Source organism: Luteimonas sp. A478 (assembly GCF_054052025.1).
On sequence record NZ_JBSVRF010000001.1, the window covers coordinates 518,070 to 539,176 of the forward strand.

22 protein-coding genes are annotated in these 21,107 nt (G+C 67.0%); 2 read left to right on the plus strand and 20 right to left on the minus strand.

The window, feature by feature from the left end:
• Positions 1 to 10: 10 nt before the first annotated feature.
• The 6 genes from rpoN to fliD all read right to left on the minus strand — a co-directional run bounded on the left by rpoN (position 11) and on the right by fliD (position 4,969).
• Entirely contained in the window at positions 11 to 1,420 is a 1,410-nt protein-coding gene (gene rpoN, locus ACW7G3_RS02455; RefSeq protein WP_456980890.1) for an RNA polymerase factor sigma-54, read from the minus strand.
• A 179-nt stretch (positions 1,421 to 1,599) separates the two neighbouring features.
• Positions 1,600 to 2,232 carry a response regulator gene (locus ACW7G3_RS02460; RefSeq protein ID WP_456980891.1) on the minus strand — a complete coding sequence of 211 codons (633 nt, stop codon included), beginning with the start codon at positions 2,230 to 2,232 and terminating at the stop codon, positions 1,600 to 1,602.
• Positions 2,233 to 2,288: 56 nt separating this feature from the next.
• Positions 2,289 to 2,852, minus strand: a complete 564-nt coding sequence (locus ACW7G3_RS02465; RefSeq protein WP_456980892.1) for a PilZ domain-containing protein — start codon at positions 2,850 to 2,852, stop codon at positions 2,289 to 2,291.
• The gene (locus ACW7G3_RS02470; RefSeq protein ID WP_456980893.1) at positions 2,849 to 3,151 is read right to left on the minus strand and encodes a hypothetical protein; all 303 of its coding nucleotides are present in this window, start codon (positions 3,149 to 3,151) and stop codon (positions 2,849 to 2,851) included. The genes ACW7G3_RS02465 and ACW7G3_RS02470 overlap by 4 nt, the downstream gene beginning before the upstream one ends.
• Entirely contained in the window at positions 3,151 to 3,564 is a 414-nt protein-coding gene (fliS, locus tag ACW7G3_RS02475) for a flagellar export chaperone FliS (protein WP_456980894.1), read from the minus strand. The genes ACW7G3_RS02470 and fliS overlap by 1 nt, the downstream gene beginning before the upstream one ends.
• Positions 3,565 to 3,577: 13 nt before the next feature.
• Positions 3,578 to 4,969, minus strand: coding sequence for a flagellar filament capping protein FliD (gene fliD, locus ACW7G3_RS02480; RefSeq protein WP_456980895.1), 1,392 nt, complete (start codon positions 4,967 to 4,969; stop codon positions 3,578 to 3,580).
• A gap of 243 nt (positions 4,970 to 5,212) precedes the next feature.
• On the opposite strand from fliD, the gene ACW7G3_RS02485 reads away from it, so the two are divergent.
• A complete protein-coding gene (locus tag ACW7G3_RS02485) occupies positions 5,213 to 5,986 on the plus strand; it encodes a flagellar brake protein (protein WP_456980896.1) in 774 nt (257 codons plus the stop codon).
• A 116-nt stretch (positions 5,987 to 6,102) separates the two neighbouring features.
• Here the strand turns inward: ACW7G3_RS02485 and ACW7G3_RS02490 are convergent, their stop codons facing one another.
• The 14 genes from ACW7G3_RS02490 to ACW7G3_RS02555 form a co-directional block, all read right to left on the minus strand.
• Entirely contained in the window at positions 6,103 to 7,245 is a 1,143-nt protein-coding gene (locus ACW7G3_RS02490; protein ID WP_456980897.1) for a flagellin, read from the minus strand.
• A gap of 236 nt (positions 7,246 to 7,481) precedes the next feature.
• Positions 7,482 to 8,639 (minus strand): flagellin, encoded by a 1,158-nt coding sequence (locus tag ACW7G3_RS02495; RefSeq protein ID WP_456981141.1) that lies wholly within the window; start codon positions 8,637 to 8,639, stop codon positions 7,482 to 7,484.
• Positions 8,640 to 8,808: 169 nt separating this feature from the next.
• On the minus strand, positions 8,809 to 10,011 hold the full coding sequence (flgL, locus tag ACW7G3_RS02500; protein WP_456980898.1) for a flagellar hook-associated protein FlgL: 1,203 nt from the start codon (positions 10,009 to 10,011) through the stop codon (positions 8,809 to 8,811).
• Positions 10,008 to 11,885, minus strand: a complete 1,878-nt coding sequence (gene flgK / locus ACW7G3_RS02505) for a flagellar hook-associated protein FlgK (RefSeq protein WP_456980899.1) — start codon at positions 11,883 to 11,885, stop codon at positions 10,008 to 10,010. Before flgK ends, flgL begins: the two co-directional genes overlap by 4 nt.
• Positions 11,882 to 12,916, minus strand: a complete 1,035-nt coding sequence (gene flgJ / locus ACW7G3_RS02510) for a flagellar assembly peptidoglycan hydrolase FlgJ (protein ID WP_456980900.1) — start codon at positions 12,914 to 12,916, stop codon at positions 11,882 to 11,884. The genes flgK and flgJ overlap by 4 nt, the downstream gene beginning before the upstream one ends.
• On the minus strand, positions 12,916 to 14,046 hold the full coding sequence (locus ACW7G3_RS02515) for a flagellar basal body P-ring protein FlgI (protein WP_456980901.1): 1,131 nt from the start codon (positions 14,044 to 14,046) through the stop codon (positions 12,916 to 12,918). The genes flgJ and ACW7G3_RS02515 overlap by 1 nt, the downstream gene beginning before the upstream one ends.
• A 10-nt stretch (positions 14,047 to 14,056) precedes the next feature.
• Complete coding sequence (flgH, locus tag ACW7G3_RS02520) at positions 14,057 to 14,746, minus strand: flagellar basal body L-ring protein FlgH (RefSeq protein ID WP_456980902.1); 690 nt, start codon at positions 14,744 to 14,746, stop codon at positions 14,057 to 14,059.
• Between the two features lie 17 nt (positions 14,747 to 14,763).
• Positions 14,764 to 15,549 carry a flagellar basal-body rod protein FlgG gene (flgG, locus tag ACW7G3_RS02525; RefSeq protein WP_456980903.1) on the minus strand — a complete coding sequence of 262 codons (786 nt, stop codon included), beginning with the start codon at positions 15,547 to 15,549 and terminating at the stop codon, positions 14,764 to 14,766.
• A 72-nt stretch (positions 15,550 to 15,621) separates the two neighbouring features.
• A complete protein-coding gene (locus ACW7G3_RS02530; protein WP_456980904.1) occupies positions 15,622 to 16,368 on the minus strand; it encodes a flagellar basal body rod protein FlgF in 747 nt (248 codons plus the stop codon).
• 50 nt (positions 16,369 to 16,418) lie between these two features.
• On the minus strand, positions 16,419 to 17,642 hold the full coding sequence (gene flgE, locus ACW7G3_RS02535) for a flagellar hook protein FlgE (protein WP_456980905.1): 1,224 nt from the start codon (positions 17,640 to 17,642) through the stop codon (positions 16,419 to 16,421).
• Positions 17,643 to 17,680: 38 nt separating this feature from the next.
• Positions 17,681 to 18,355 (minus strand): flagellar hook capping FlgD N-terminal domain-containing protein, encoded by a 675-nt coding sequence (locus ACW7G3_RS02540; protein ID WP_456980906.1) that lies wholly within the window; start codon positions 18,353 to 18,355, stop codon positions 17,681 to 17,683.
• A 20-nt stretch (positions 18,356 to 18,375) separates the two neighbouring features.
• On the minus strand, positions 18,376 to 18,783 hold the full coding sequence (gene flgC, locus ACW7G3_RS02545; protein WP_456980907.1) for a flagellar basal body rod protein FlgC: 408 nt from the start codon (positions 18,781 to 18,783) through the stop codon (positions 18,376 to 18,378).
• 3 nt (positions 18,784 to 18,786) lie between these two features.
• Positions 18,787 to 19,200: a flagellar basal body rod protein FlgB gene (gene flgB, locus ACW7G3_RS02550; protein WP_456980908.1), complete on the minus strand. Its 414-nt coding sequence runs from the start codon at positions 19,198 to 19,200 to the stop codon at positions 18,787 to 18,789.
• Positions 19,201 to 19,299: 99 nt separating this feature from the next.
• Entirely contained in the window at positions 19,300 to 20,271 is a 972-nt protein-coding gene (locus ACW7G3_RS02555; RefSeq protein ID WP_456980909.1) for a chemotaxis protein, read from the minus strand.
• 108 nt (positions 20,272 to 20,379) lie between these two features.
• Between ACW7G3_RS02555 and flgA the strand changes: the two genes are divergently transcribed.
• Positions 20,380 to 21,045 (plus strand): flagellar basal body P-ring formation chaperone FlgA, encoded by a 666-nt coding sequence (gene flgA / locus ACW7G3_RS02560; RefSeq protein ID WP_456980910.1) that lies wholly within the window; start codon positions 20,380 to 20,382, stop codon positions 21,043 to 21,045.
• The last annotated feature ends 62 nt before the right edge of the window (positions 21,046 to 21,107 follow it).

The window sequence follows — 21,107 nt, forward strand, 5'->3', positions numbered from 1 at the left end:
GGGACGTTCCTCAGCCCGTGTGGGCCATCAGTGGAGGAGAGGCGTTGCGGCGGCGGGCGCGCGCCGGGGCGATGTCGAGTTGCTCCCGGTATTTGGCCACCGTTCGCCGCGCAATGCGCACCCCCTGGCGTGCCAGCAGGCCGGCGATCGCCTCATCCGGGAGCGGGCGGTGCGGGGGCTCGGCGTCGATCAAGCGCCGCACCATGGCCTTGACCGCGGTGCCCGCCACGCTGGCGCCCTCCAAGCGCACGCCGAAGAAGTGCTTCATCTCGATGGTGCCCCGCGGCGTCTGCAGGTATTTTCCGGTGCTGATCCGGGACACGCTGGACTCGTGCATGCCGATGGCGTCCGCGACCTCCTTGAGGGTGAGCGGCACCATGGCTTCCTCGCCGTGCTCGAGGAATGCGGCCTGGCGCTCCACGATCACCCGTGCAGACCGCAACAGGGTGTCGTAGCGCATCGACAGGGCGCGGCTGAACCAGCGCGCCTCCTGCAACATATCGCGCAGCGGGGCGGCCGAGCTGCCGGCGTTGGCGAGTGCCTGCTCATAGCCGGCGTTGATCCTCACCTTGGGCGAGGTTGCAGGGTTCAGGGCCACCCGCCAGCGCCCGCCCGCCTGCCAGACCACCACTTCCGGGATGATCGCGATCTGTTCCTGGGGGGCGGCGGCCTCGCCCGGACGGGGATCCAGGGTGAGGATCAGGTCGATCGCCTCTCGCACATCGTCGGCTTCACGCCCGAGTCTGCGGGCGATAGCGTCCACGTCGTGCGCGGCCAGAAGTTCAAGGGTTTGGTCCAGGATCCGCGCGGCCAGTGGCCGTGCCGGCGCGGGATGGGGCAGGGCGGCGAGCTGTGCCTCCAGGCATTCACGCACGTCGCGGGCGCCAATGCCGGCCGGATCGCCCGCCAGCAGCTGCTGGCGGACCCGTTCGATGTCGGCGGCGGTGCGATCGAGTCTGGCGCAGGCGCGCAGCGTCAGCTCATCCAGACGCGCGGTCAGGTATCCCGCATCGTCACAGTGTTCGAGCCAGAACGCTGCGATCAAATGGTCACGGGCAGGCAGTTCCAGTGCCATGCGCTGAAGGATCCGCAGCTGCGGATCGCTGGATTCCCGGGCCGCGATGCGATGCATCCCGTCATCCGGCGCGCCCTGCCAGCCGCTGCCCGGCACATCCCACATTGCAGGTTCGGGAAGTTCGTCGAAAGCCGCGGCCTCAAGCTGCGGATCGGGCTGGTCATCGACGGGGGCCGAATCCGTGTCTTCTTCCAGTTCCAGCAGCGGATTGTGTTCCAGGGTGCGCTGCACCTCCTGTTCCAGCTGCAGGCCGTTGAACTGCAGCAAGCGGATCGACTGCAGCAACTGCGGGGTCAGGTTCAGCTGCTGACCGAGCTGCATCGTGGTGCTGACTGTTGCCTTCATCGCGTCGTTTCCTTGCTCCGCGCCGGGACCATGGCGCGTCAGCAATAGCGTGGATCCGTCGCGACGGAATGGCTATCGGGATATTCCCGGCGGGGGCAGGGGTGAGCCCTACAGCTGTAAGGGGTTCACCTACATGTCGACTGGCGCGCTGCGCCGGAAACCCGGCGCGGAGGTCCGTTTCAGTCCAGACGCTGCTGGTGTCGCGCGGCGAGCAGGACCAGTTCCGTGGCGCGCCGGCAACCCAGCGCCTCCATCATCCGGGCCCGATGGGTTTCAACGGTCTTCACGCTGATGCCCAGCTGCGCGCCGATTTCCTTGTTGCCCAAGCCGTTGCCGATCATCCCCAGAATCTGCCGCTGGCGGGGTGACAGTGCATCCACGCCCTCCGCTTTGCCACGGGCAAACAGCGGAGCCATCATCCGCGAGGACAGGCGGGGGCTGATGAACACCTCGCCGGCATGGGCCGTGCGCAGTGCCAGTTCGAGTTCCAGGGGCGCCGCATCCTTGACGATGAAACCGGCTGAGCCTTGTTCAAGAGCCGCCTGCACGTGCAGCGGGTCGTCATGCATCGACATGATCAGCACCCTGATATCCGGCAGTTCCGCCAGGATGTCCGCCATTGCCTCCAGGCCGTTGCGGCCGGGCAGCGACAGGTCCATAAGTACCACGTCTGGGCGGTGGATCAGGCTCAGGTCGAGGGCTTCCTCCGCGCGGCTGGCATCACCGCAGACATCCACGTTGTCGAAGCCCTGCAACAGCCGGACCAGACCGGCGCGAACGAAGGTGTGATCATCGACGATCAGTACGCGCACCCTGCAGCATCTCCCGAGTTCCCTGCCCTCGGCAAGGATACGCGAAACCCGCAGGCTCAGCGGCGGCGATCCCTTGCCACCTGGCGGCGATGAAGGCGGAACAGGTGCCGGTCGATCGCTTCGCCCAGGTCCTCGCGCAAGTCGGAAAAACCCAGCCAGACCCGCATCCCGGCGTCCAGCGCGGCCAGATCCAACACCACGGCCGGAAGCTCGATGTGGTCGGGGAGCCATTCGGCCGGTTGCAGGCTGACCACTACGGCCGTGCCGGCGACCAGCTCCGCGCCGCCTTCCAGGTCCACCCTCAGGCCGTGCCGGGACCAGCGCAGCCTGCGCGCCGGCATCCTTCCTGCGTGCTGGACCAGCCGTCCAAGCAGCGCGAGGATCAGGTCCAGCTTGGCGTCCATGCGCTGGGCCAGCTGGGAAAGATCACCATGCTCCTCGCCATCGTCCTTGCGCAGGTCTTCGAGCTGGGCAAGGCTGGCCAGCAGGGTGGTGGCTTCGGTCTGGCGGCCGCGGCCGTCGGATGCGGCCATGGCCAGTGGCAGGTCCAGTTCGCAGCTCAACACGTCGGCAAACAGGCGATGCTCCGCGCCGTCTTCCGCGCGCGAATAGCCCGTCATGGCTGTGTTCCACCCGCAGCGTAGGCGCGTGACGCGGTGCCCGCCTTGCGCATCCGCTCCAGCTCGGCACCGATCGTGCGTTGCCGCTGGTGCATGTGCCGGACCACGCCTTCCTGCATCTGCAGCAGCTCTTGCAGTGGAGCCAATGGAGCCTGCGGCCCCTGCTGGTGCAGGTATTCGCGCAGGTTGCCGTCGTAGTCGGCCATCATCCGCTCTGCCGCTTCCAGATCGTCCTCGTCCACAGCAGCACTGAGCCTGTCCAGTGCCCCATGCAGGTGTTGCAACCCGGAGCCGTCCATCAAGGCTGACCCGGCGCGCCGCCGTTGCGCTGTCCGGGGGCGATGGCGTTCCAGGCTGAAACGATCTCGTCGAGCAGTCCCAGGGCTTCGCGCAGCGCCTCGGCTTTGTTGTGCAGGTTGGCTTCGGTCAGCAGGCGGACCACATAGTCGTAAAGCGCTGTCAGGTTTCCAGCGATCTCGCCTCCGGCTTCGTGGTCAAGCGAGCCGTTGAGATGGCCGACGATCGCGCACGCCTCGCCGATGGCCTTGCCCTTGCGCGCATGATCGCCGCGGGCAAGGCAGGCCTCGGCCAGGCGGATGCGTTCGCAGGCACCGGACAACAGCAGGGCGACCAGGCCGTGAGGATCGGCCTCCATCACCGTGCTCTCGACCTGGGTCTGGCGGTATTGCTGGGCGTAGGTTCGGGACATCATTGGCTGATCCTCACTACTTCGCCTGCGCCTGGAGCGAAAGCATGCTCAGCTGCTGCGAGAGGTAGCTGCTTGTGGTGGTCATCTGGGCCATCAGCGAATCCAGGGCCACAAACTGGGTCTGGTACCGCCGGGCCACGTTCTCCATACGGGTGTCGAGCGCCTCGCGCTGCCGGGTGACGTCCTTGATCTGGTCGTTGAGGCTCTTGTTGCGCGTGGTGAAAGCACCGTCGCTGCCCACGTAACCATCGACCACGGTCTTGAGCTGGGCAGCCAGCCCGTCTTCCCCGGTAAAAGCGTCGATGATGCCCGCGGCGTTTTCCGCCAGCGCTGCGTCGAATTTCGCTGCATCCAGTACCAGGCTGCCGTCGGCATCCGGGAAGCCGCGGGTCTGCAGGCCCAGGGTCCCGGCATCCAGTCCGCGGCTGGCCAACCCGGCCAGCAGCCCGCCCATGGTGCCGCGCAGCTGCGCCGTGGCGCCGCGGACCTGGGCGTCACCGGTCAGCGCGGAGGGGGTACGGGTTTCAGTGTTGTACGAGGTGGCGCCCGCAATCGCCTTGAGCGCGGCGTTGTAGGAGTTGACGAACTCCTGCACGGCGGCGCGGCTGCCTGTGGGGTCCGCGGCCACATCCACCGTCATCGAACCGGTGGCGCGCAGCTGCAGGGTAAGACCGGGGACGGCCTCGCCGATGCTGTTGCCGGTGGATGTGCTGGGCAACCCGTCTATCAATACCTGCGCGTCGGCGGCGGGAGTGCGCTCCTCCAGGCTGTCCACCAGGGCGTGGAGATCAGGGCCACCGCTGTCCACGGTGATCGAGATCGCGTGCTCGGATCCGGTTTTCGAACCGGCTATGGACAGGTGACGCCCCTGGTCCGAGGTCAAAATGGCCGCCTGGACACCGTGGCGGGCAGCGGCGCTGTTGATCGCACTGCGGACGTCAGCCAAGTTGGAGCCGGCCTCGATTCCGATTCCGACCGTCTCCCCGCCAATCTCCAGCACCAGGCTGCCGGCATCGAAGGTGGTGTCTGCCTCCATGCCGTTGCCCACCAGCTTGTGCGCGCTGGCCAGGGAAAGTACTTCAATCTGGTAGCGGCCGATCGGCGTGTTCCTCCCGGCAGTGGCGGTCAGCACGCTTGCCTCCGGGCCGGAGGCGCCGGCACCGGACAGGGTGGTTACCGAGCGTGAACCGAGCGAGTCTGCCTTCTGCAGCTTCTCAAGCGCTCCCTTGAGCGTATCGAACGCCGATGCAATGCCGCCGAGACCGGACAGCTTGAATTTGGCGCCGGCTTCCAGCTTGTTCAGCCTGGCGTCCTGGGGCGCGCGCTCGGATGCCACCAGCTGGTTTACGATCGAACTGATGTCCAGTCCCGAGCCGATGCCGCCGTAGCCGAAGGAATAGTCCGCCATGTCTGTCTCCATGTCCTGGTCCCGCACCCTGGGGACCCGGCCGTCGGGCGGCCCGTGGATGTACTAACGGCCTGCGGCCACGGTTCTTGAGTTCCCTGGAAGATGCAAGAACTATGCCCCCGCGGCCGGCCGCGCATCCATGGACTAAAGAAGCTGCGAGGTGCGCCGCTATCGTTGGCAATCCCATCAATGGGCCACGGATGTGCTGTGGCTGGCTGGAAAGGATCCGCTTGCGCGTCTGATATGTCCGGGCACGAACCCATGGAGCCATCGCACACCACGCATGACCGCACCCAGCATGCCGACGAGAAGTACGTCGTTCGCGATCCGGTGCAGATCCGCGCGTTGATGCGGGCACTGATTGACCAGCGCGCCACGCTCAGCGCGCAGGTGGACGGGCGCGGGCCCTCTTTCCCCAGCGCGGTACTGGAAGTGGAAGAAGGCACGCTTTTGCTCGATGGGAGTGCCCGGCCGGCGGTCAACCGCAGGGTGGCCGGGGCCGGCTTCCTGCTCTGCTGCGCGCAGGTGGATGGGATCGCGATGCAATTTCGCGGTCAACAGCCGCGTGAGCTGGAGCAGAGCGGATACGTTGCTTTCCGGACGGCTCTGCCCGAAGAACTCTTTTATCTGCAGCGACGCAGCCTGTACCGGGTCGAAGTCTCAGGAGAGTACTCACCCTGGTGCCGTATTCCCGGCCCGGCGGGGGGCGAACCGCTGCGCCTGCGCGCTGTCGACATCAGCGCCGGGGGAATGGCCGTCCTGCTGCCGGTCGACCAGAAGCTGCTTGAACCGGGACAACGCCACGCCGGCTGCGTGCTGGAACTGCCCGGGGACGCGGACATGACAGTCGATCTGGCGGTTCGCAGCCTGATCTCGCAGGCCCGCGCCGACGGCATCCCGCAGCTGCGCGTGGGGCTGCGCTTCGAGAACTTGCCGGGTGGTGCGGAGACGGCCATCCAGCGGCATATTTTCCGCATCGACCGCGAGCGTCGCGCCCGGCTCAAAGGTTCCGCCTGAGCCTCGCATCAATTCGCTCCGCTCATATTTGACAAAAAAAAGACCTCCGGCGCGAACCGGAGGTCTTGACTGCTGTTGCTCGGGATCCGGAGTGGATCCCGGGCGTTCCGCAGGGATCAGCGCAGCAGGCTGAGCACGTTCTGCGGGATCTGGTTGGCCTGGGCCAGCATGGCGGTACCGGCCTGCTGCAGGATCTGGGTGCGCGACAGCTCCGCGGTCTCGGCGGCGAAGTCGGTGTCCATGATCCGGCTGCGCGAGGCCGACAGGTTCTCGGAGGTGGTCTGCAGGTTGGCCACGACCGAACTGAAGCGGTTCTGGATGGCGCCCAGGTCGGCGCGGGCGTCATTCACGGCGCCCAGAGCCTTGTCCATGATTGCGATGGCCTGCTGGGCGCCTGCGAAATCGGAAATGTCCACGTCGCCGACGAAGGTGTCGGCGGTCGGCGTGGCCACGATGGCGGTGCCGCCAGAGATGTCGAAGGTCGTGGTGCCGTCCTTGATCGATGTGAACGCGATCTCGCTGGCCGTTGAACCGGCCGTGGCGATGACGCCGAGCTCTGCCGAACGGGCATTGATGGTGGATGTCAGCGCGGTGGCGGCAGCGGCCTGGGTGTCCGCATCGGTCGCGCCGGCCACGACGGTGATGTCGCCGATGGACACGCCGTTGACGGAAATGCCGCTGAGCGTGATCGGGTCGCCAGAGGTGCCGGGGGCGGTGATCGCTACGGTGCCGCTGTCGAGCCGGGTGCCGCCTAGCGCATCGGTGTTGGCATTGGCGATGCTGTCGACGGTGATCAGCTGGCCGGCGTTGGCGCCGACCTGGAAGGCCACGCCGGAGAACGAGCCGTCGAGGAGGTTGGTGTCGTTGAAGCTGGTCTGCTGGGCGACGCGGCCGATCTCAGCGGTCAGCTGCTCGACCTCCTTTTGCAGGGCCTGGCGGTCGCTGGCGGAGTTGGTGGCGTTGGATGACTGCACCGCCAGCTCACGGATGCGCTGCAGGTTGTTGCCGATCTCACCCAGCGCGCCTTCGGCGGTCTGGGCCAGCGAGATGCCGTCGTTGGCGTTGCGGGCAGCCTGGTTCATGCCGCGGATCTGGGTGGTGAAACGCTCGGAAATGGCCAGGCCGGCGGCGTCGTCCTTGGCGCTGTTGATGCGCAGGCCCGAGGACAGGCGCTGGATGGTGGTGGACAGGCTGGCGCTGTTGGTGGACAGGTTGCGCTGGGCGTTGAGCGCGATGGTGTTGGTGTTGATGACGGACATGCTTGCTGGTCTCCTGGTGTGGGTATCCGGCTCTGGACTCAGGCCTGGCCGGGAACTCCGCAGGGGCTTGCCGTTTACTTGCGGACCTGTCCTCTGCTGTATCCATTAACGGCAGGAATGCGCTGGACTTTAGGAAAAGCGGGTTGGTGAACATGGAAAGACCCCCGGCGCGGGCCGGGGGTCTTTCGTATTGCCACCGGGAGGTGCTGTCCCCGGGCGTGCGTGTTCCGCAGCAATCAGCGCAGGAGGCTGAGCACGTTCTGCGGGATCTGGTTGGCCTGGGCCAGCATCGCGGTACCGGCCTGCTGCAGGATCTGCGTGCGCGACAGCTCCGCGGTCTCGGCGGCGAAGTCGGTATCCATGATCCGGCTGCGCGAGGCCGACAGGTTCTCCGAAGTGGTCTGCAGGTTGGCCACGACCGAGCTGAAGCGGTTCTGGATGGCACCCAAGTCTGCGCGGGCATCGTTCACGTTGCCCAAGGCGTTGTCCATGATTGCGATGGCCTGCTGGGCGCCCGCGAAGGTGGAGATATCCACGTCGCCGACGAAAGACTGCGCGGTCGGGGCGGGATTGGTGGGAGTGGCGCCGGTGATGGTGAAGGCGATCGCGCTCGTCCCCTCGCTGTACGAGGATACGTTGACCTGGCCGGCAGTTGTTGCGTCGGCTTCGGCAACCACGCCAAGTTCCGCCGACCTGGCGTTGATCGCGCCCACCAGCGCGTTGACGGCCGAGGTCTGGGTCGCGGCGGCGGTGTCGCCGCTGGCGGCGACGGTGATGTCGTCCAAGTCGACGCCGTTGATCTGGATGCTTGTGAAGGAGACGTCGGTGTTCTCGTCGGCGGGGGCGGTGATCGTCGCCGTGCTGGCGGCAAACATGGTGCCGCCCAGCGCGTCGGTGTTGGCATTGGTGATGCCGTCGACGGTGATCAGCTGGCCGGCGTTAGCGCCGACCTGGAAGGCCACGCCGGAGAACGAGCCGTCGAGGAGGTTGGTGTCGTTGAAGCTGGTCTGCTGGGCGACGCGGCCGATCTCGGCGGTCAGCTGCTCCACTTCCTTCTGCAGCGCGGCGCGGTCGCTCGACGAGTTGGTGGCATTGGACGACTGCACGGCCAGCTCACGGATGCGCTGCAGGTTGTTGCCGATCTCACCCAGCGCGCCTTCGGCGGTCTGCGCCAGCGAGATACCGTCGTTGGCGTTGCGGGCGGCCTGGTTCATCCCGCGGATCTGGGTGCTGAAGCGCTCGGAGATGGCCAGTCCGGCGGCGTCGTCTTTGGCGCTGTTGATGCGCAGGCCCGACGACAGGCGCTGGATGGTGGTCGACAGGCTGGCGCTGTTGGTGGACAGGTTGCGCTGCGCGTTGAGCGCGATGGTGTTGGTGTTGATGACGGACATGATGCTGGTCTCCTGAGATGGGGATCCGGCGCGGGCGCTGACCTGGCCGGTAACTTCGCAGGGGTTTCCGTTTCCGGCGGGGATGTCCTCTGCTGATTCCATTAACGGCGGAAAATCAGCAGGCTTTAGGGCAAGTCACAACATCCAGCCCCCGGAAGGGCGCATCACGGGATCAGCGAATCAGATTGAACAGCGATAGACGCTGCATCTGCATGAAGCTGAGCTGGGCGGCTTCCAGCGCCATCATCTCCAGCTCGAAGCGGGAAAACGCCTCGGCATAATCCAGGTCACGCAGGTCGGACAGGGTGGATTCGATGGTCAGCCCGTGGGCCGAGCGCAGGTCATCAGCCTGGTCGAGCATGGCCAGGCTGGCCCCGCCCGCGGCGCGCACGTCGATCAGGTGCTCCTGCGCGGTGGAGATGTCGCGCATCGAGGCCTGCAGCGCATTCTGCTGGCCGGCACGCTGGGCCGACGTGGTGGGATCCATGGCCAGCGCGTCGAGCAGGCGATCAATGGTGGCGAAGATGTCACGGGTGCCGGCCGGGCCGGCGGTGAACGCATCCCCCGCAGCTGGCGTGCCCTCGATCACCACCTGCACGCCGTCGAAGGCAATTGCATCGCTGGGCGTGTGCGTGCCGCTGGCCACCACGGTGCCGAGATGGTCTTCCACCGAATATGCGCCATCAGCGGCGAATACGATGCTGTAACTGCTGCCGCTCCACTGATTGGAATCGACCAGGCCAAATCCACTGACAGTGCCCGATCCGGCATTGCCCAATGCCGCCGCGGCATTGATCCGGCCATCGCCGGTGCGAACGCGCATGAATGCTTCGCTGCCGGGCAACGTGTCCTGGACAAACATGTGGGGTCCGACTTCCACGCTGCGCCGGGTCTGGTCTCCGGAATAGGCCACGCTGCCGGCAGACCGCGCGAAGGGGGGGCTGGCATCGCGGGTGCCGCCGAACAGGTAGCGCCCGGCGCCGTCCGGCGTGTTGGCGAGGTCCATGAGTGTGCCGCGCAGGCTTTCCACTTCGATCGCAATCGCGCGCCGGTCTCCATCCGACAGGGTGCCGCTGTTGGCCTGCACGGTGAGGGTGGCGATACGCCCCATGGCGTCGCCGGCCTGGGTGAGCGCGTTTTCCTGCAATCCCAGCCGGTGGCGAATGGCGTCCCCGTTGGAACCGAAACGCTCCAGTTCGGCCAGCGCCCGATCCAGAGCAACCGCCGCGCCTGCGGCGACGGGGTCGTCCTTGGCCGTGAGCAGCTTGCTGCCGGTAGCCATCTGCTGCTGCAGTTGGGATAGACCCGCCTGCTTGGACTGCAGCGTCGAGATCGAACGCTGGTACAGCATGGGCGTGGAAATGCGGTGGCTCATCGGCGCACGCTCCCGAGCAGGGTCTGGAACAGGGTGTCGGCGGTGGCGATGATCTGCGCTGCGGCCTGATAGGCCTGCTGCAGCTGCAGCAGGTTCGCTGCTTCTTCGTCGAGGTTGACTCCGGAAACGGCATCGCGCGAAGCCTGCGCCTGCTCGTGCAGCACGCCCTGCGCTTCGGCGGCGTAGCTGGCGTGGCGCGCCGCCGAGCCGATAGCGGTGGTCAACCCGGAAATGGCGCCGTTCAGGCTCAAATGGCCGCCGTCGAGGACCTGCAGGTCATCGATGTTGGCAAGCCGTGCGGCAAGACCATTGTCGCTGGAGCCCGCGCCGGTTGGCTGGACAGTAAAGCGGTCGCCGGCTGCCGGAACCCCGTCCAGGCTGAGCGACCAGCCGTTGGCGCTGATGGTGGTGCCTGGCGCCCATGTATGGGGGCCCATGCCGTCGACCATGTACTGGTCACCGTCGAGGAATTCGATGGTCGCCCCGGCAGTCAAATCCGGGTGCGCGGGATCATCCACCCTCACGGCGGATGGCTGGCCGGTCCCGAGGTTGTCGAGTTCCGCCTCCACCCGGAGCGGGCTGGCCGCGGCGATCCTTGCGGGATCGGTGAGGGCTACCGACAGACCGCCTGCCACCTGGGCAGTGGGCTGGAGCAGGAAACGATCCTGTTCTGCTGGCGTGCCGTCCACCACCACCGCAAGGCCTGCCACCAGCAGCGGATCGTCCGCGGTGCCGGTCCCGGTCAGCATGACGCCGGCGCCGCTGGCGGCATCCTTTGCCGACCACGCACCGTCCCGCCACTGCAGGACGAGATTGCGGCCGTCTACCGCACCGGGGTCGGTGACCGAGGCCGCCAGCGCCGCACTGCCCCCGTTGTTTGCGTGGGCATTGATAGTGGGGGAGGGCACGTGGAAGAAGTCGCTCCCCATCACACCGTACGGGTCGACGCCCTGTGCGTGCCCCGCGTTGAACGTCAGGCCCAGGCCCAGTGCGATCCGGCCCAGTTCAGATTGTCCGGGGTCTAGCACCTGGCTGCGGAATTCGAGCAGGCCGCCCAGGCTTCCACCCACTGCGCGCTCATCCAGCCGCACCGTGTGGCCCTGGCCCTGCAGGGCCAGCTGTGCCCGTTCGGGCTGGTAGGGGTCGGGGACAACAGCCACTCGGGATGCGTGCACGCCCACCACCAGCGCCTGGCCGCCGGCGGTGAACACGTTGACCGCCGCTCCGTCCTGCTGCATGGAGCTGCCGCCAGTGAGGGTGACCAGTTCACCGATCAGCTGTTCGCGCCTGTCGAGCAGGTCGGGGGCGGCCTGGGCCCCGCTGCCGATGCGGGCATTGAGGCGGGCGATCTCGCCGGCCAGCCGGTTGACCTCGTCGGCGCCGGCAGCCAGCCGGCCGTTGACCTCGCCCGACAGCTGGTCAAACTGACCCTGCAGCTGCTGGAACCGTCCGGCCAGGGCATTGCCCTGGGCCAGCACGCTCTGGCGCTGGGCCGGTGCCGCCGCGTCAGCCGACAGCGCGCTGACCGAATCGAAGAAGTCCGACCACAGCCCGGCGACGCCCGTGGCCGGATCGGACATCAGGCTGTCTACCCGGTTGGCCATTGAGGACAGCTGCTGCAGTCGCGCCAGTTCGCCACCACTGTCAATAAGCCGGGCGGTGGCCAGGTCGTCGACGACCCGCTTGATATCTGCAATCTGGGTGCCGCGACCGATATATCCCACGCCCACGTTGGCCGGGCTTCGGGCTTCGAAATCAACCCGCTGGCGACTGTATCCGGGAGTATTCACGTTGGCCACGTTGTGGCCGACGGTGGACAGGGCCCGTTGGAACGCCATCAGCGCGCTGGTGCCGGTGGAAAGGATGTTGGTCATGGGCGCACCTGGCGATAGAGGGCTTGGCCCGCCTCAGCAGCCAGCTGCGCGGCGCGTGCTGGACGGGGCAGGGAGTCGACGGACGCCTGGGCAACGCTGTTGATGGCGGCCAGGGCGCGCTGCATCGTCGGCCCGTTGGCGATTGCGCTGATCTTGGACGCGTAGCCAGGATCGGTGGCGTAACCTGCGCCCTGCAGCGCCTGGGCGAAGCGGCGTACGTCGCCTCCTGCCTCCAGAGCCTGGCGGTAGCGCGGATTGTGTTTCAGCAACCGGACGTAGTCGTCGAAGCTCTCGGCAGGTGAGGAGTAGGCGCGGAACTCCGCGCGTTCGTTCTGGCGCACCCCGCCCCGGTACTCATGGGTATTGGCCGCGGCGCGTTCTCCCTGCCAGCCGGTGGCCTTGATACCGAACAGGTTGTGCGCGCTGGCGCCGTCGCCATGCTGGATCATGCGCCGGCCCCAGCCGGTTTCCAGCGCCGCTTGGGCCACCAGGGCGCGCGGGTCCACGCCCAGCTGCCGGGCGGCGTGCTGCGCGTGCGGCCAGACCGAGGCCACGAAGCCTTCGGGGCTGCGCGCGTCGATGCCGACAGCGGGCAGGGCATTGGCCACCGCGGCGGGTAGGCGAGACACCGCTGCGCCCACTGCTTCGGCAGCCGGCCGGATACGTTCGCCGAGGCGTTCGATGAAGGCATCCATCGGCGAGCGCGGGGGCGTAGCCGGTGCGAGCGAGGGCGAAAGCCGGGTGTCCAGTGTAGGTACCGATTCACTGGCAGTACCCAGCTGGCGGGCGATGACCGCAGCCAAACCCAGGCCGGGCCCATCGGTCAGCGATTTAGCCAGCTGCTGGTCATACAGGTCGCGATAGAGCTGGTTTTCTCCGGGAAACAGGGAGTCGCCAAAGCTGGCATCGCGCATGCTCTTGATCAGCATCTGGGCGAACAGGCCCTCGAACTCGCGCGCGGCCTGTTCGATGCGCGTGGCATCCGGACGCGGCGATGCGTGCAGCTCGACAGGCTGGCTGGTGATCTGCATCAGATCACCTCAAGCTCCGCGCGCAGCGCGCCGGCCTGCTTGAGCGCTTCAAGTATCGCCACCAGGTCGCCGGGCGCGGCGCCGACGGCGTTCACGGCGCGGACAATCTCATCAAGCGAGGTCCCGCCGGAGAACATGAACATGCGGCTTCCATCCTGGCTTGCCTCGATCCCCGAGTGCGGGGTGACCACGGTGGCGCCGCCGCGGTTGAAAGGCTCCGGCTGGCTGACGTCGAAACCTTCGGTGATGGTGACGGTGAGCGATCCATGGGCAATCGCGGCTGGCATGACCCGGACGTTGGAGCCGATCACCACCGTGCCGGTGCGAGAATTGACGATAACCTTCGCCGGAGCTGCACCAGGGGTGAGCTGGACGTTCTCCACTTCGGCGAGGAAGCCAACCCGCGCCGACGGGTCCCAAGGCGCGCTCACGGCAACGGTCACGCCGTCCACCGCCCGGGCGGTGCCGGGTCCGAACCTGGAGTCCAGCGCCGCCACCATGCGCGAAACCGTGGTGAAGTCGGCACGGTTGAGGTTCAGGGTCAGCTCTCCGTCTTGGCCGAAGCCGCCGCCCACCTCGCGCTCCACCATGGCGCCGTTGGGAATGCGGCCCACGCTGGGTACGTTGACCGACACACGCGAGCCGTCGCGCCCCTGGGCGCCGAAGCCGCCCACCACCAGGCTGCCCTGGGCAACCGCATACACCTCGCCATCGGCGCCGCGCAGCGGGGCCATCAGCAGGGTGCCGCCGCGCAGTGACACCGCGTTGGCAATGGAGGAAACGGTGATATCGATGGTCTGGCCGGGCTTGGCGAACGGGGGCAGTTCTGCATGTATCGCCACCGCGGCCACATTCTTGAGCTGCGGATTGACGTTGGACGGAATCACCACGCCCAGTTCGTTGAGCATGTTGCGCAGGCTCTGCACGGTGAACTGGGCCTGGCTGGTGCGATCGCCACTACCGTCCAGACCCACCACCAGGCCGTAGCCGACCAGCGCATTGCCGCGTACGCCGCCTACGCTGGCCAGGTCCTTGATCCGCTCCTGTGCATGCAGGGGAGCGGCAGTGAACAGCAATGCCAGCACCACCGCGATAGCGGTACGTGCCACTGGGGAACCGGATACATGCATGCCTGCCACCTCAGTACGGATACAGCCGCGAATTGAAGAACCGCCCGAGCCAGCCCATGGCGTTGGACTGTGCCAGTGCGCCGCGGCCGCCATAGACGATGCGGGCGTCGGCTACCCGGCTGGAATACACGCTGTTGTCGGGCGAGATGTCGGACGGGCGCACGATGCCCTGCACCTGCACCAGTTCGTTACCCTGGTTGAGCCGCAGGCTCTTGCTGCCTTCCACCACCAGGTTGCCGTTGGGCAGGCGCTGCACCACGCTCACGGTGACGCTGCCCTGCAAGCGGTTGCTCTGCGCGCTGCGACCGTTGCCGTCGAAGTCCCGCGAGCCGGAGACGGAGGCGCCCAATGCGTTCAGGGGGGCGCCGCCGAACAGGCTCGGCGCACCCATCTCGATCGAGCTCTCCTTGCCGACCCGGGTGGTCGCCGTGGTCTGGGCGGTGGTGCTTTCAACCAGCTGGATGGTCAGCAAGTCACCCACGTCGCGGGCACGCCGGTCAGAGAACAGTGACATTCCGCTACTTCCGCCGCGGTAGATCGCGCCCGGGTTGGCCTCCACCGGCACCGCAACAACCGCCTGGATCGGGGCCAGCGGCGGAAACGGACGCACGTCGCCGGCGGCGACGCAGCCGGCGAGCAGGGCCGCAGCCGCCAGACTGGTGGGCCAACGGAGGAAATGCAGTGGAGTGGGACGTTTCATTGCGGTGAATCCCGGGGTCAGACGTTGTTGTTCAGGTAGCCGAGCATGGCGTCGGTGGTGGAGATCGCCTTGGCGTTCATCTCGTAGGCGCGCTGGGTCTCGATCATTCCCACCAGTTCCTCCACCACGTTGACGTTGCTGCCTTCCAGCGCTCCCTGCTCCAGCAGCCCCATTCCGTCCAGTCCCGGCGTACCGATCTGGGCGGGACCTGAAGCGGTCGTTTCCATATACAGGTTCTGGCCGCGGGCCTGCAGGCCCGCGGGGTTGATGAAGTCGGTGACGGTCAACATGCCGATCTCGAGTGCCTGCGCTTCGCCGGCCATCTGCACGGTCACCGTACCGTCGGTGCCGATGGTCATCGACTGCGTACCTTCAGGGACCTGGATGCCGGGTTGCACCGGGAAGCCGCTTGAGGTGACCAGCTCGCCCTCGGCATTGACCTGGAAGCTGCCGTCCCGTGTGTAGGCGGGCGTGCCATCGGGCAGTTGGACCTCGAAGAAGCCGCGGCCGTTGATCATGACGTCCAGCGCGCGGCCGGTCTGCTGCGGATTGCCTTGCTCGAAGTCCTTCACCGTGGATACCACCCGCACGCCTGTGCCCAGCTGCAGCCCGGAAGGAAGCTGGGTCTGCGCCGAGGTGGCGCCGCCTGGCTGACGGAGCTGCTGGTAAAGCAGGTCCTCGAAATTGGCGCGGTCGCGCTTGAAACCGGTGGTGTTGGTGTTGGCCAGGTTGTTGGCCACTACCGACATGCGGGTCTGCTGTGCGTCCAGTCCGGTCTTGGCTACCCAGAGGGCCTGGTTCATGGTCTGTACCTCGCTGTGGGCGCCACGGCGCCGTCAGAATGGGTGATGCAATGCGTGTGCCACGCCGGGCGTTCAGCCGCCCAGGCGCAGCAGGCTGTTGGCCGCCTGGGCGTTGTCGTCGCCGCGCTGGATCAGCTTCACCTGCATTTCGAACTGGCGCTGCAGCTGGATCATCTGCACCAGCGCGCCGGCCGCGTCGACGTTGCTGCCTTCCAGCGCTCCCGTGGCCATGACGTCGCCGGCGGCCTGAGCGAACGGCTGCAGCGGGTCGGTGTTGCGCATCAGGCCATCCAGACCGCGCGACAGGCGCTCCGGCGGAGCTTCCACCACGCGGATGCGGCCGACGATGGCCATAGTGTCGGGACCTCCGCCCAGTGGGACGATGGACACCGTGCCGTCCTGGCCGATCTCCAGCGCCTGATGCGGGGGGATCGCCAGCGGCTGGCCGTTGGCATCGAACAATGGCTGTCCGTTGGCCAACAGCTGGCCGTTCGGGGTCAGCGACAGGTTTCCGGCGCGGGTGTAGGCCTCCCCGCCATCGCTGGACTGCACCGCCAGCCAGCGGTCCGGGCGCAGCGAAACGTCCAGCGGATTGCCGGTGACGCGTTGCGCTCCCGTGCTCGAGTTGAACCCCTGGTCCACGTGCAGCACGCCCACGCGCGATGCGTGGCCCGGGCCGGACACCGGGTACGAGGTGGTGTTGACCAGCGCGGCGCGGAATCCCGCGGTATCGGCATTGGCAAGATTGTGCGAAACAGTGCCCTGCGCCTGGAGCGAAGAGCGGGCACCGGATGCGGCGACGTAAAGTGCCTTGTCCATATGGTTCTCCGTGCGCGGCGGCGGTTGTGCGGGCCGCCGCGCGGATGGCATCAGCGGATGTTGATGACCGTCTGGGTGACCTGGTCCTGGGTCGAGATCATCTGGGCGTTGGCCTGGAAATTGCGCTGGGCCGTGATCATGCTGACCAGCTGTTCGGTGAGGTCGACAGTGGACGACTCAAGCGCTCCGGACTGGATCTGGCCGAAGTCGGAAGTGTCCGGCGCGCCGGTGCGCGGCGTGCCTGACGTGTGGGTCTGGGCCCAGGTGTTGTTGCCCTGTGCCTGGAGGCCCTGCGGATTGACGAAAGTGGTCAGGGCCACCTGTCCCAGCGCCGTGTCCGCGCCGTTGGAATAGCGGGCGAACACCACGCCATCGGCGGCGATGCTGATTTCATTGAGCTTGCCGGCTGCGTATCCGTCCTGCTGGGTGGCACGCAGCTGGAACTTCTCGCCGTACTGGGTGGATCCGCCCAGGTCCAGGGTCAGGTCGAGCACGCCGGCGCCCGTGGAAGGCGTGAACGGATCCAGCGCGATCCGGCCGTTGGTCGGTGAAAGCAGGGCGCCGCTGTCGGAGAATTGCAGTACCACCGGGGCGCCGGCCGGCTGGCCGTCAACATAGTTGTGGACAGCCCACTCGTTGGGGTTCGCCGTCTTGGTGAAGTACGACGTCTGTACATGGCTCACGCCGAGCGAATCGAACACCGTGATGCCGCCGGTCGAAGCGCTGTAGCTGGATGGCTCGGACGGATCGAAAGGGGTCACCGTGGGCTCGGCCGCATTGCCGGGCAGGGTGAACATCAGTTCCACCAGGCCGGTCTGGCGTGGCGGGCTGTCGGTGGTGAGCAGGCGAAGGTCGGTGGTGCGTCCCACGTCGAAGCCGTCACCATCGGCGCGCGGTGGGTAGGCCTGCAGGCGGGCACCGTCAGGTGTGCCCACGTAGCCGTCGCTGTCGGTCTGGAAGTTGCCGGCACGCGAGTACACAACGGAACCATTGGCATTGAGGGTGAAGAAACCCTCGCCGTCGATGGCCATGTCCAGGTTGCGTCCGGTCGGATCGATATTGCCCTGCGAGAACTGCTGGGCCACGTTGCTCAGCTTCACGCCAGAACCGATCGCGTTCTGGGACAGGCCATAGGTGGTGTACGAGAACAGATCGGCAAACTCTGCCCGGGACTGTTTGAAGCCCGTGGTGTTGACGTTGGCGATGTTGTTTGCGGTGACGTTCAGGTCGGCGTTGGCTGCGTTGATGCCGGACAGCGAGGTCTTGAAGCTCATGGCGGACTCCGTGGAAACGTATGGGGCTCGGGGCGGGATCAGTTGACCCGCAGGACATAGCCGATCGGCGCGGTGCCGAGGCCGTGGAGATCGAGGTACAGGCCGTCGTTGCCGACCGAAACGCTTTCGACCCGGCTGCGTGCGTAAGTGGTGAGGGCGGAGCGCTCGCCGTCGGCACCGCTGTGCTGGGCGGTGATGCCGTAATGGCCGGGTGGCAGCGGCACGCCATGGGCGTCCGTCCCGTCCCACTCGAAGGCGACTTCGCCCGCAGTGTCGGCCGGGACGACCATTTCGCGGAGCAGCTGGCCGCTGGCATCGGTGATCTGGAAGGTGACCGTGCCCGGCCCGGGCGCGGCGACCATTCCGCCGGCCCCGCCGTCCTCACCCAGGGCCAGCCGCTCCGATGGCACCAGTACTTCGCGCCCGATCAGCGCGGTGCCGCGCAGGATCTGGTCGGCTTGCATCAAGTGTGCGAAGCCGTTGACCGAGCCGTTGAGGTCCTGGATGCCCTGGACGGTGGAAAACTGGGCCAGCTGCCCCAAAAATGCGCTGTTTTCCATCGGATTGAGCGGATCCTGGTGCTTGAGCTGCTCGGTCATCAGGCGCAGGAAGTCGGCCTGGCCCAGCGCGCGGTCGGTGCCGCCGGCTACCGCCGCCCCGGCCGCGGCGCCGAGCCCGGAGGTGGCGTTGATATCGTTGGGGATGTTGCTCATCTGTGTGCTCCGCGGGCCGCTCAGCGGCCGATGGTCAGCGTGGCAATGGCCAGTTCTTTGGCGGTATTGAGCATTTCCACGCCTGCCTGGTAATTGCGCGAGGCGGAAATCAGGTTGACCATCTGCGACACCGGATCCACGTCGGGCGAATACACATAGCCCTGTTCGTCTGCCAGCGGATGGCCCGGCTCGTAGCGTTGCACCGGCGGAGTGGAGCGCTCAACGACCGCGCTCACCTCGACCCCGGTCAACGTGGGATCGCCAGAGTGGCGTACCGCGCTGAAAATGGGCTCGAGCGGCCGATATACCTGGTCGGGGGACCCGGCGACCGAGTCCGCATTGGCCAGGTTGCTGGCCAGCGTGCTCATGCGCACGGACTGCGCCTGCAGCGCGGATCCGGCGACATCAAAGATTGGCAGGTTGCTCATTGGTTACTGTCCGGTAATGGCGGTCATCAGGTTGCGCACCTTCGACTCGAGGAAATTCAGCGAGGCGCGATATTCGAGCGCGGCACGGCCAAAGGCGGCGCGCTCGGCGTCGGGATCGACGGTGTTGCCGTCCAGGCTGGGCTGCGACGCGACGCGGACCACCCCGAAGGCAGCCAGGCCGGCGTCCTGGCCCAATATCTGCAGATGGTCGGGGTGGGGCTCGGCGGGTCGCGGACCGCCGCCAGCCTGGCGGACCTGTGCGGCCGCCTGAAGCGCGGAGTTGAAGTCGATGTCGCGCGCCCGGTAGCCCGGGGTATCGGCATTGGCGAGATTGCTGGCGATCAGCTTGAGCCGCTGCTCGCGCAGCGGAAGTGCGTCGGCCTGCAATCCGAGGTAGGACGAAATCGGGTTGGACATGGCACCCTCCGGTGGATCTGTATCACCACCGGTGCAAGCCCCGTGCCATTGACGGAGCGTCCACTCGCTAAGGTGCGGCCCCGGGCGCGCGATCCCCGGCTATGCGGTTGCCTGGGGATGCGTGGCGGTGCCGCCATGGACGGCCGCCACTTCGTGCAGGCGCGCCAGCACGCGCTCGGCCAGGTCGTGCGGGCTGTATTTGGCCACGAAAGCGTCCGCGCCGACGCTCTGCACCATGGAGGTGTTGAACACCCCGGACAGCGATGTATGGAGGAGGACGAAAAGATCCGCCAACCCCGGATGGCGACGGATTTCCGTCGTCAGCGTGTAGCCGTCCATCGCCGGCATTTCGATGTCCGACACCACCAGGGCGTAGCGCTGGGAAGGTACCTCACCGGCGGCGTGCAGCTGCAGCAGATGGTCAAGTGCCTGGCGGCCGTCGGAGAGCAGGGTCACTCCAACACCGAGCTGGTCCAGCACGCTGCGGATCTGCTGTCGGGCCACCCGCGAATCGTCCACCACCAGAACCTGCATCGGCGGTGCATCGGCGGGCAGCGCGTATTCCGGTGGGAGCTGGGCGTCCATGCGCGCCTGGGAGATGTCGGCGAGCACGCTCTCCACGTCGATCACCTGGATCAGCTCGCCCGCGTGGCGGGTCACCGCCGTGAGGTAGCCGTGCTCGGATCCCGAGTCGGGCGGCGGCATGATGTCTTCCACCGCAATGTTCACGATGCGTTCGACCTCGCTCACCAGGTAACCCTGGATCGAACGGTTGAACTCTGTCACCACCAGATACCCCGGGGCTTCTGCGCTCTCACGTTCCGGGTGGCCGATCGCCAGGCCCAGGTCGAGCACGGGCACGCTGCGGCCGCGCACGTCGGCAACTCCTGCGAATTCACGCGGCAATCCCGGTACCTGGAACAGGCCCGGTCGACGCAGCACTTCGCGCACCTTGAACACGTTGACGCCAAAAAGCTGGCGCCCCCCCAGGCGGAACAGCAGCAGCGCCAGCCGGTTATGGCCCGCCAGACGGGTGCGCTGGTCAATTCGGTCGAGCAGATCGTGCGACATAACGCCGGTATCGGCACGGAGACCCCCGGACTTGAGCCCGGGCGGCAATCCGGTCCGGCACGCACCTTGCAGGATCCCGCGTTGAAGAGTTATCCATCAGGAGCAGCGATGCAGACCTTGCCCCGCCTGTGTGCATATCTGGCCGCTCTGGCCATTGCGGCCGGCGGCATCTCAACGGCGCTGGCCGGAGGGTTCCAGCCTGTGCAGTCGATCCGCGACGCGGCATTGGCGGCCCTTGCCGACGCCGGCAGCGCAGAAGCCACCCTTGATCCCGCATTGCGCATGCCAAGCTGTGCACAGCCGCTACAGGCGCGCCAGACCGGTTCCGGCACGGTGGAAGTAGCGTGCCCGTCGGGTTGGCGCCTGTACGTGCCGGTCCGGGTACGCCGCACCCAGCAGGTGCTGGTGCTGGTCCGCGGCGTGGCTGCCGGGGAAGCCATTCGCCCGGACATGTACGTGGCGGAGCGCCGCGACCCCGGCCGGATCGCCGGTGCGGCACTGTCGGACCCGGAAGCCGCGATCGGCCGCATGGCCCGGCGCACCCTCGTAGCAGGCGCTGTGTTGACCAGCAACGACCTGGTGTCGCCACGCCTGGTGAGACGCGGTGATACCATCGCCTTGGTATCCCGGCACGCCGGCGTTGAAGTCAGGATGGCCGGCCGCGCACTGGCAGATGCCGGCGAACAGGAGCGCGTGAGCGTTGAGAACCTGTCTTCGCGCCGGGTCGTGCAGGGCAGGGTCAGCGCCGACGGCGACGTCATCGTGATCAATTGAGGGCAGGGCAGCGACCCCTGCTAAAGATTTTTCCCGGGCCGCCGATACAGGCTGTGACCCCA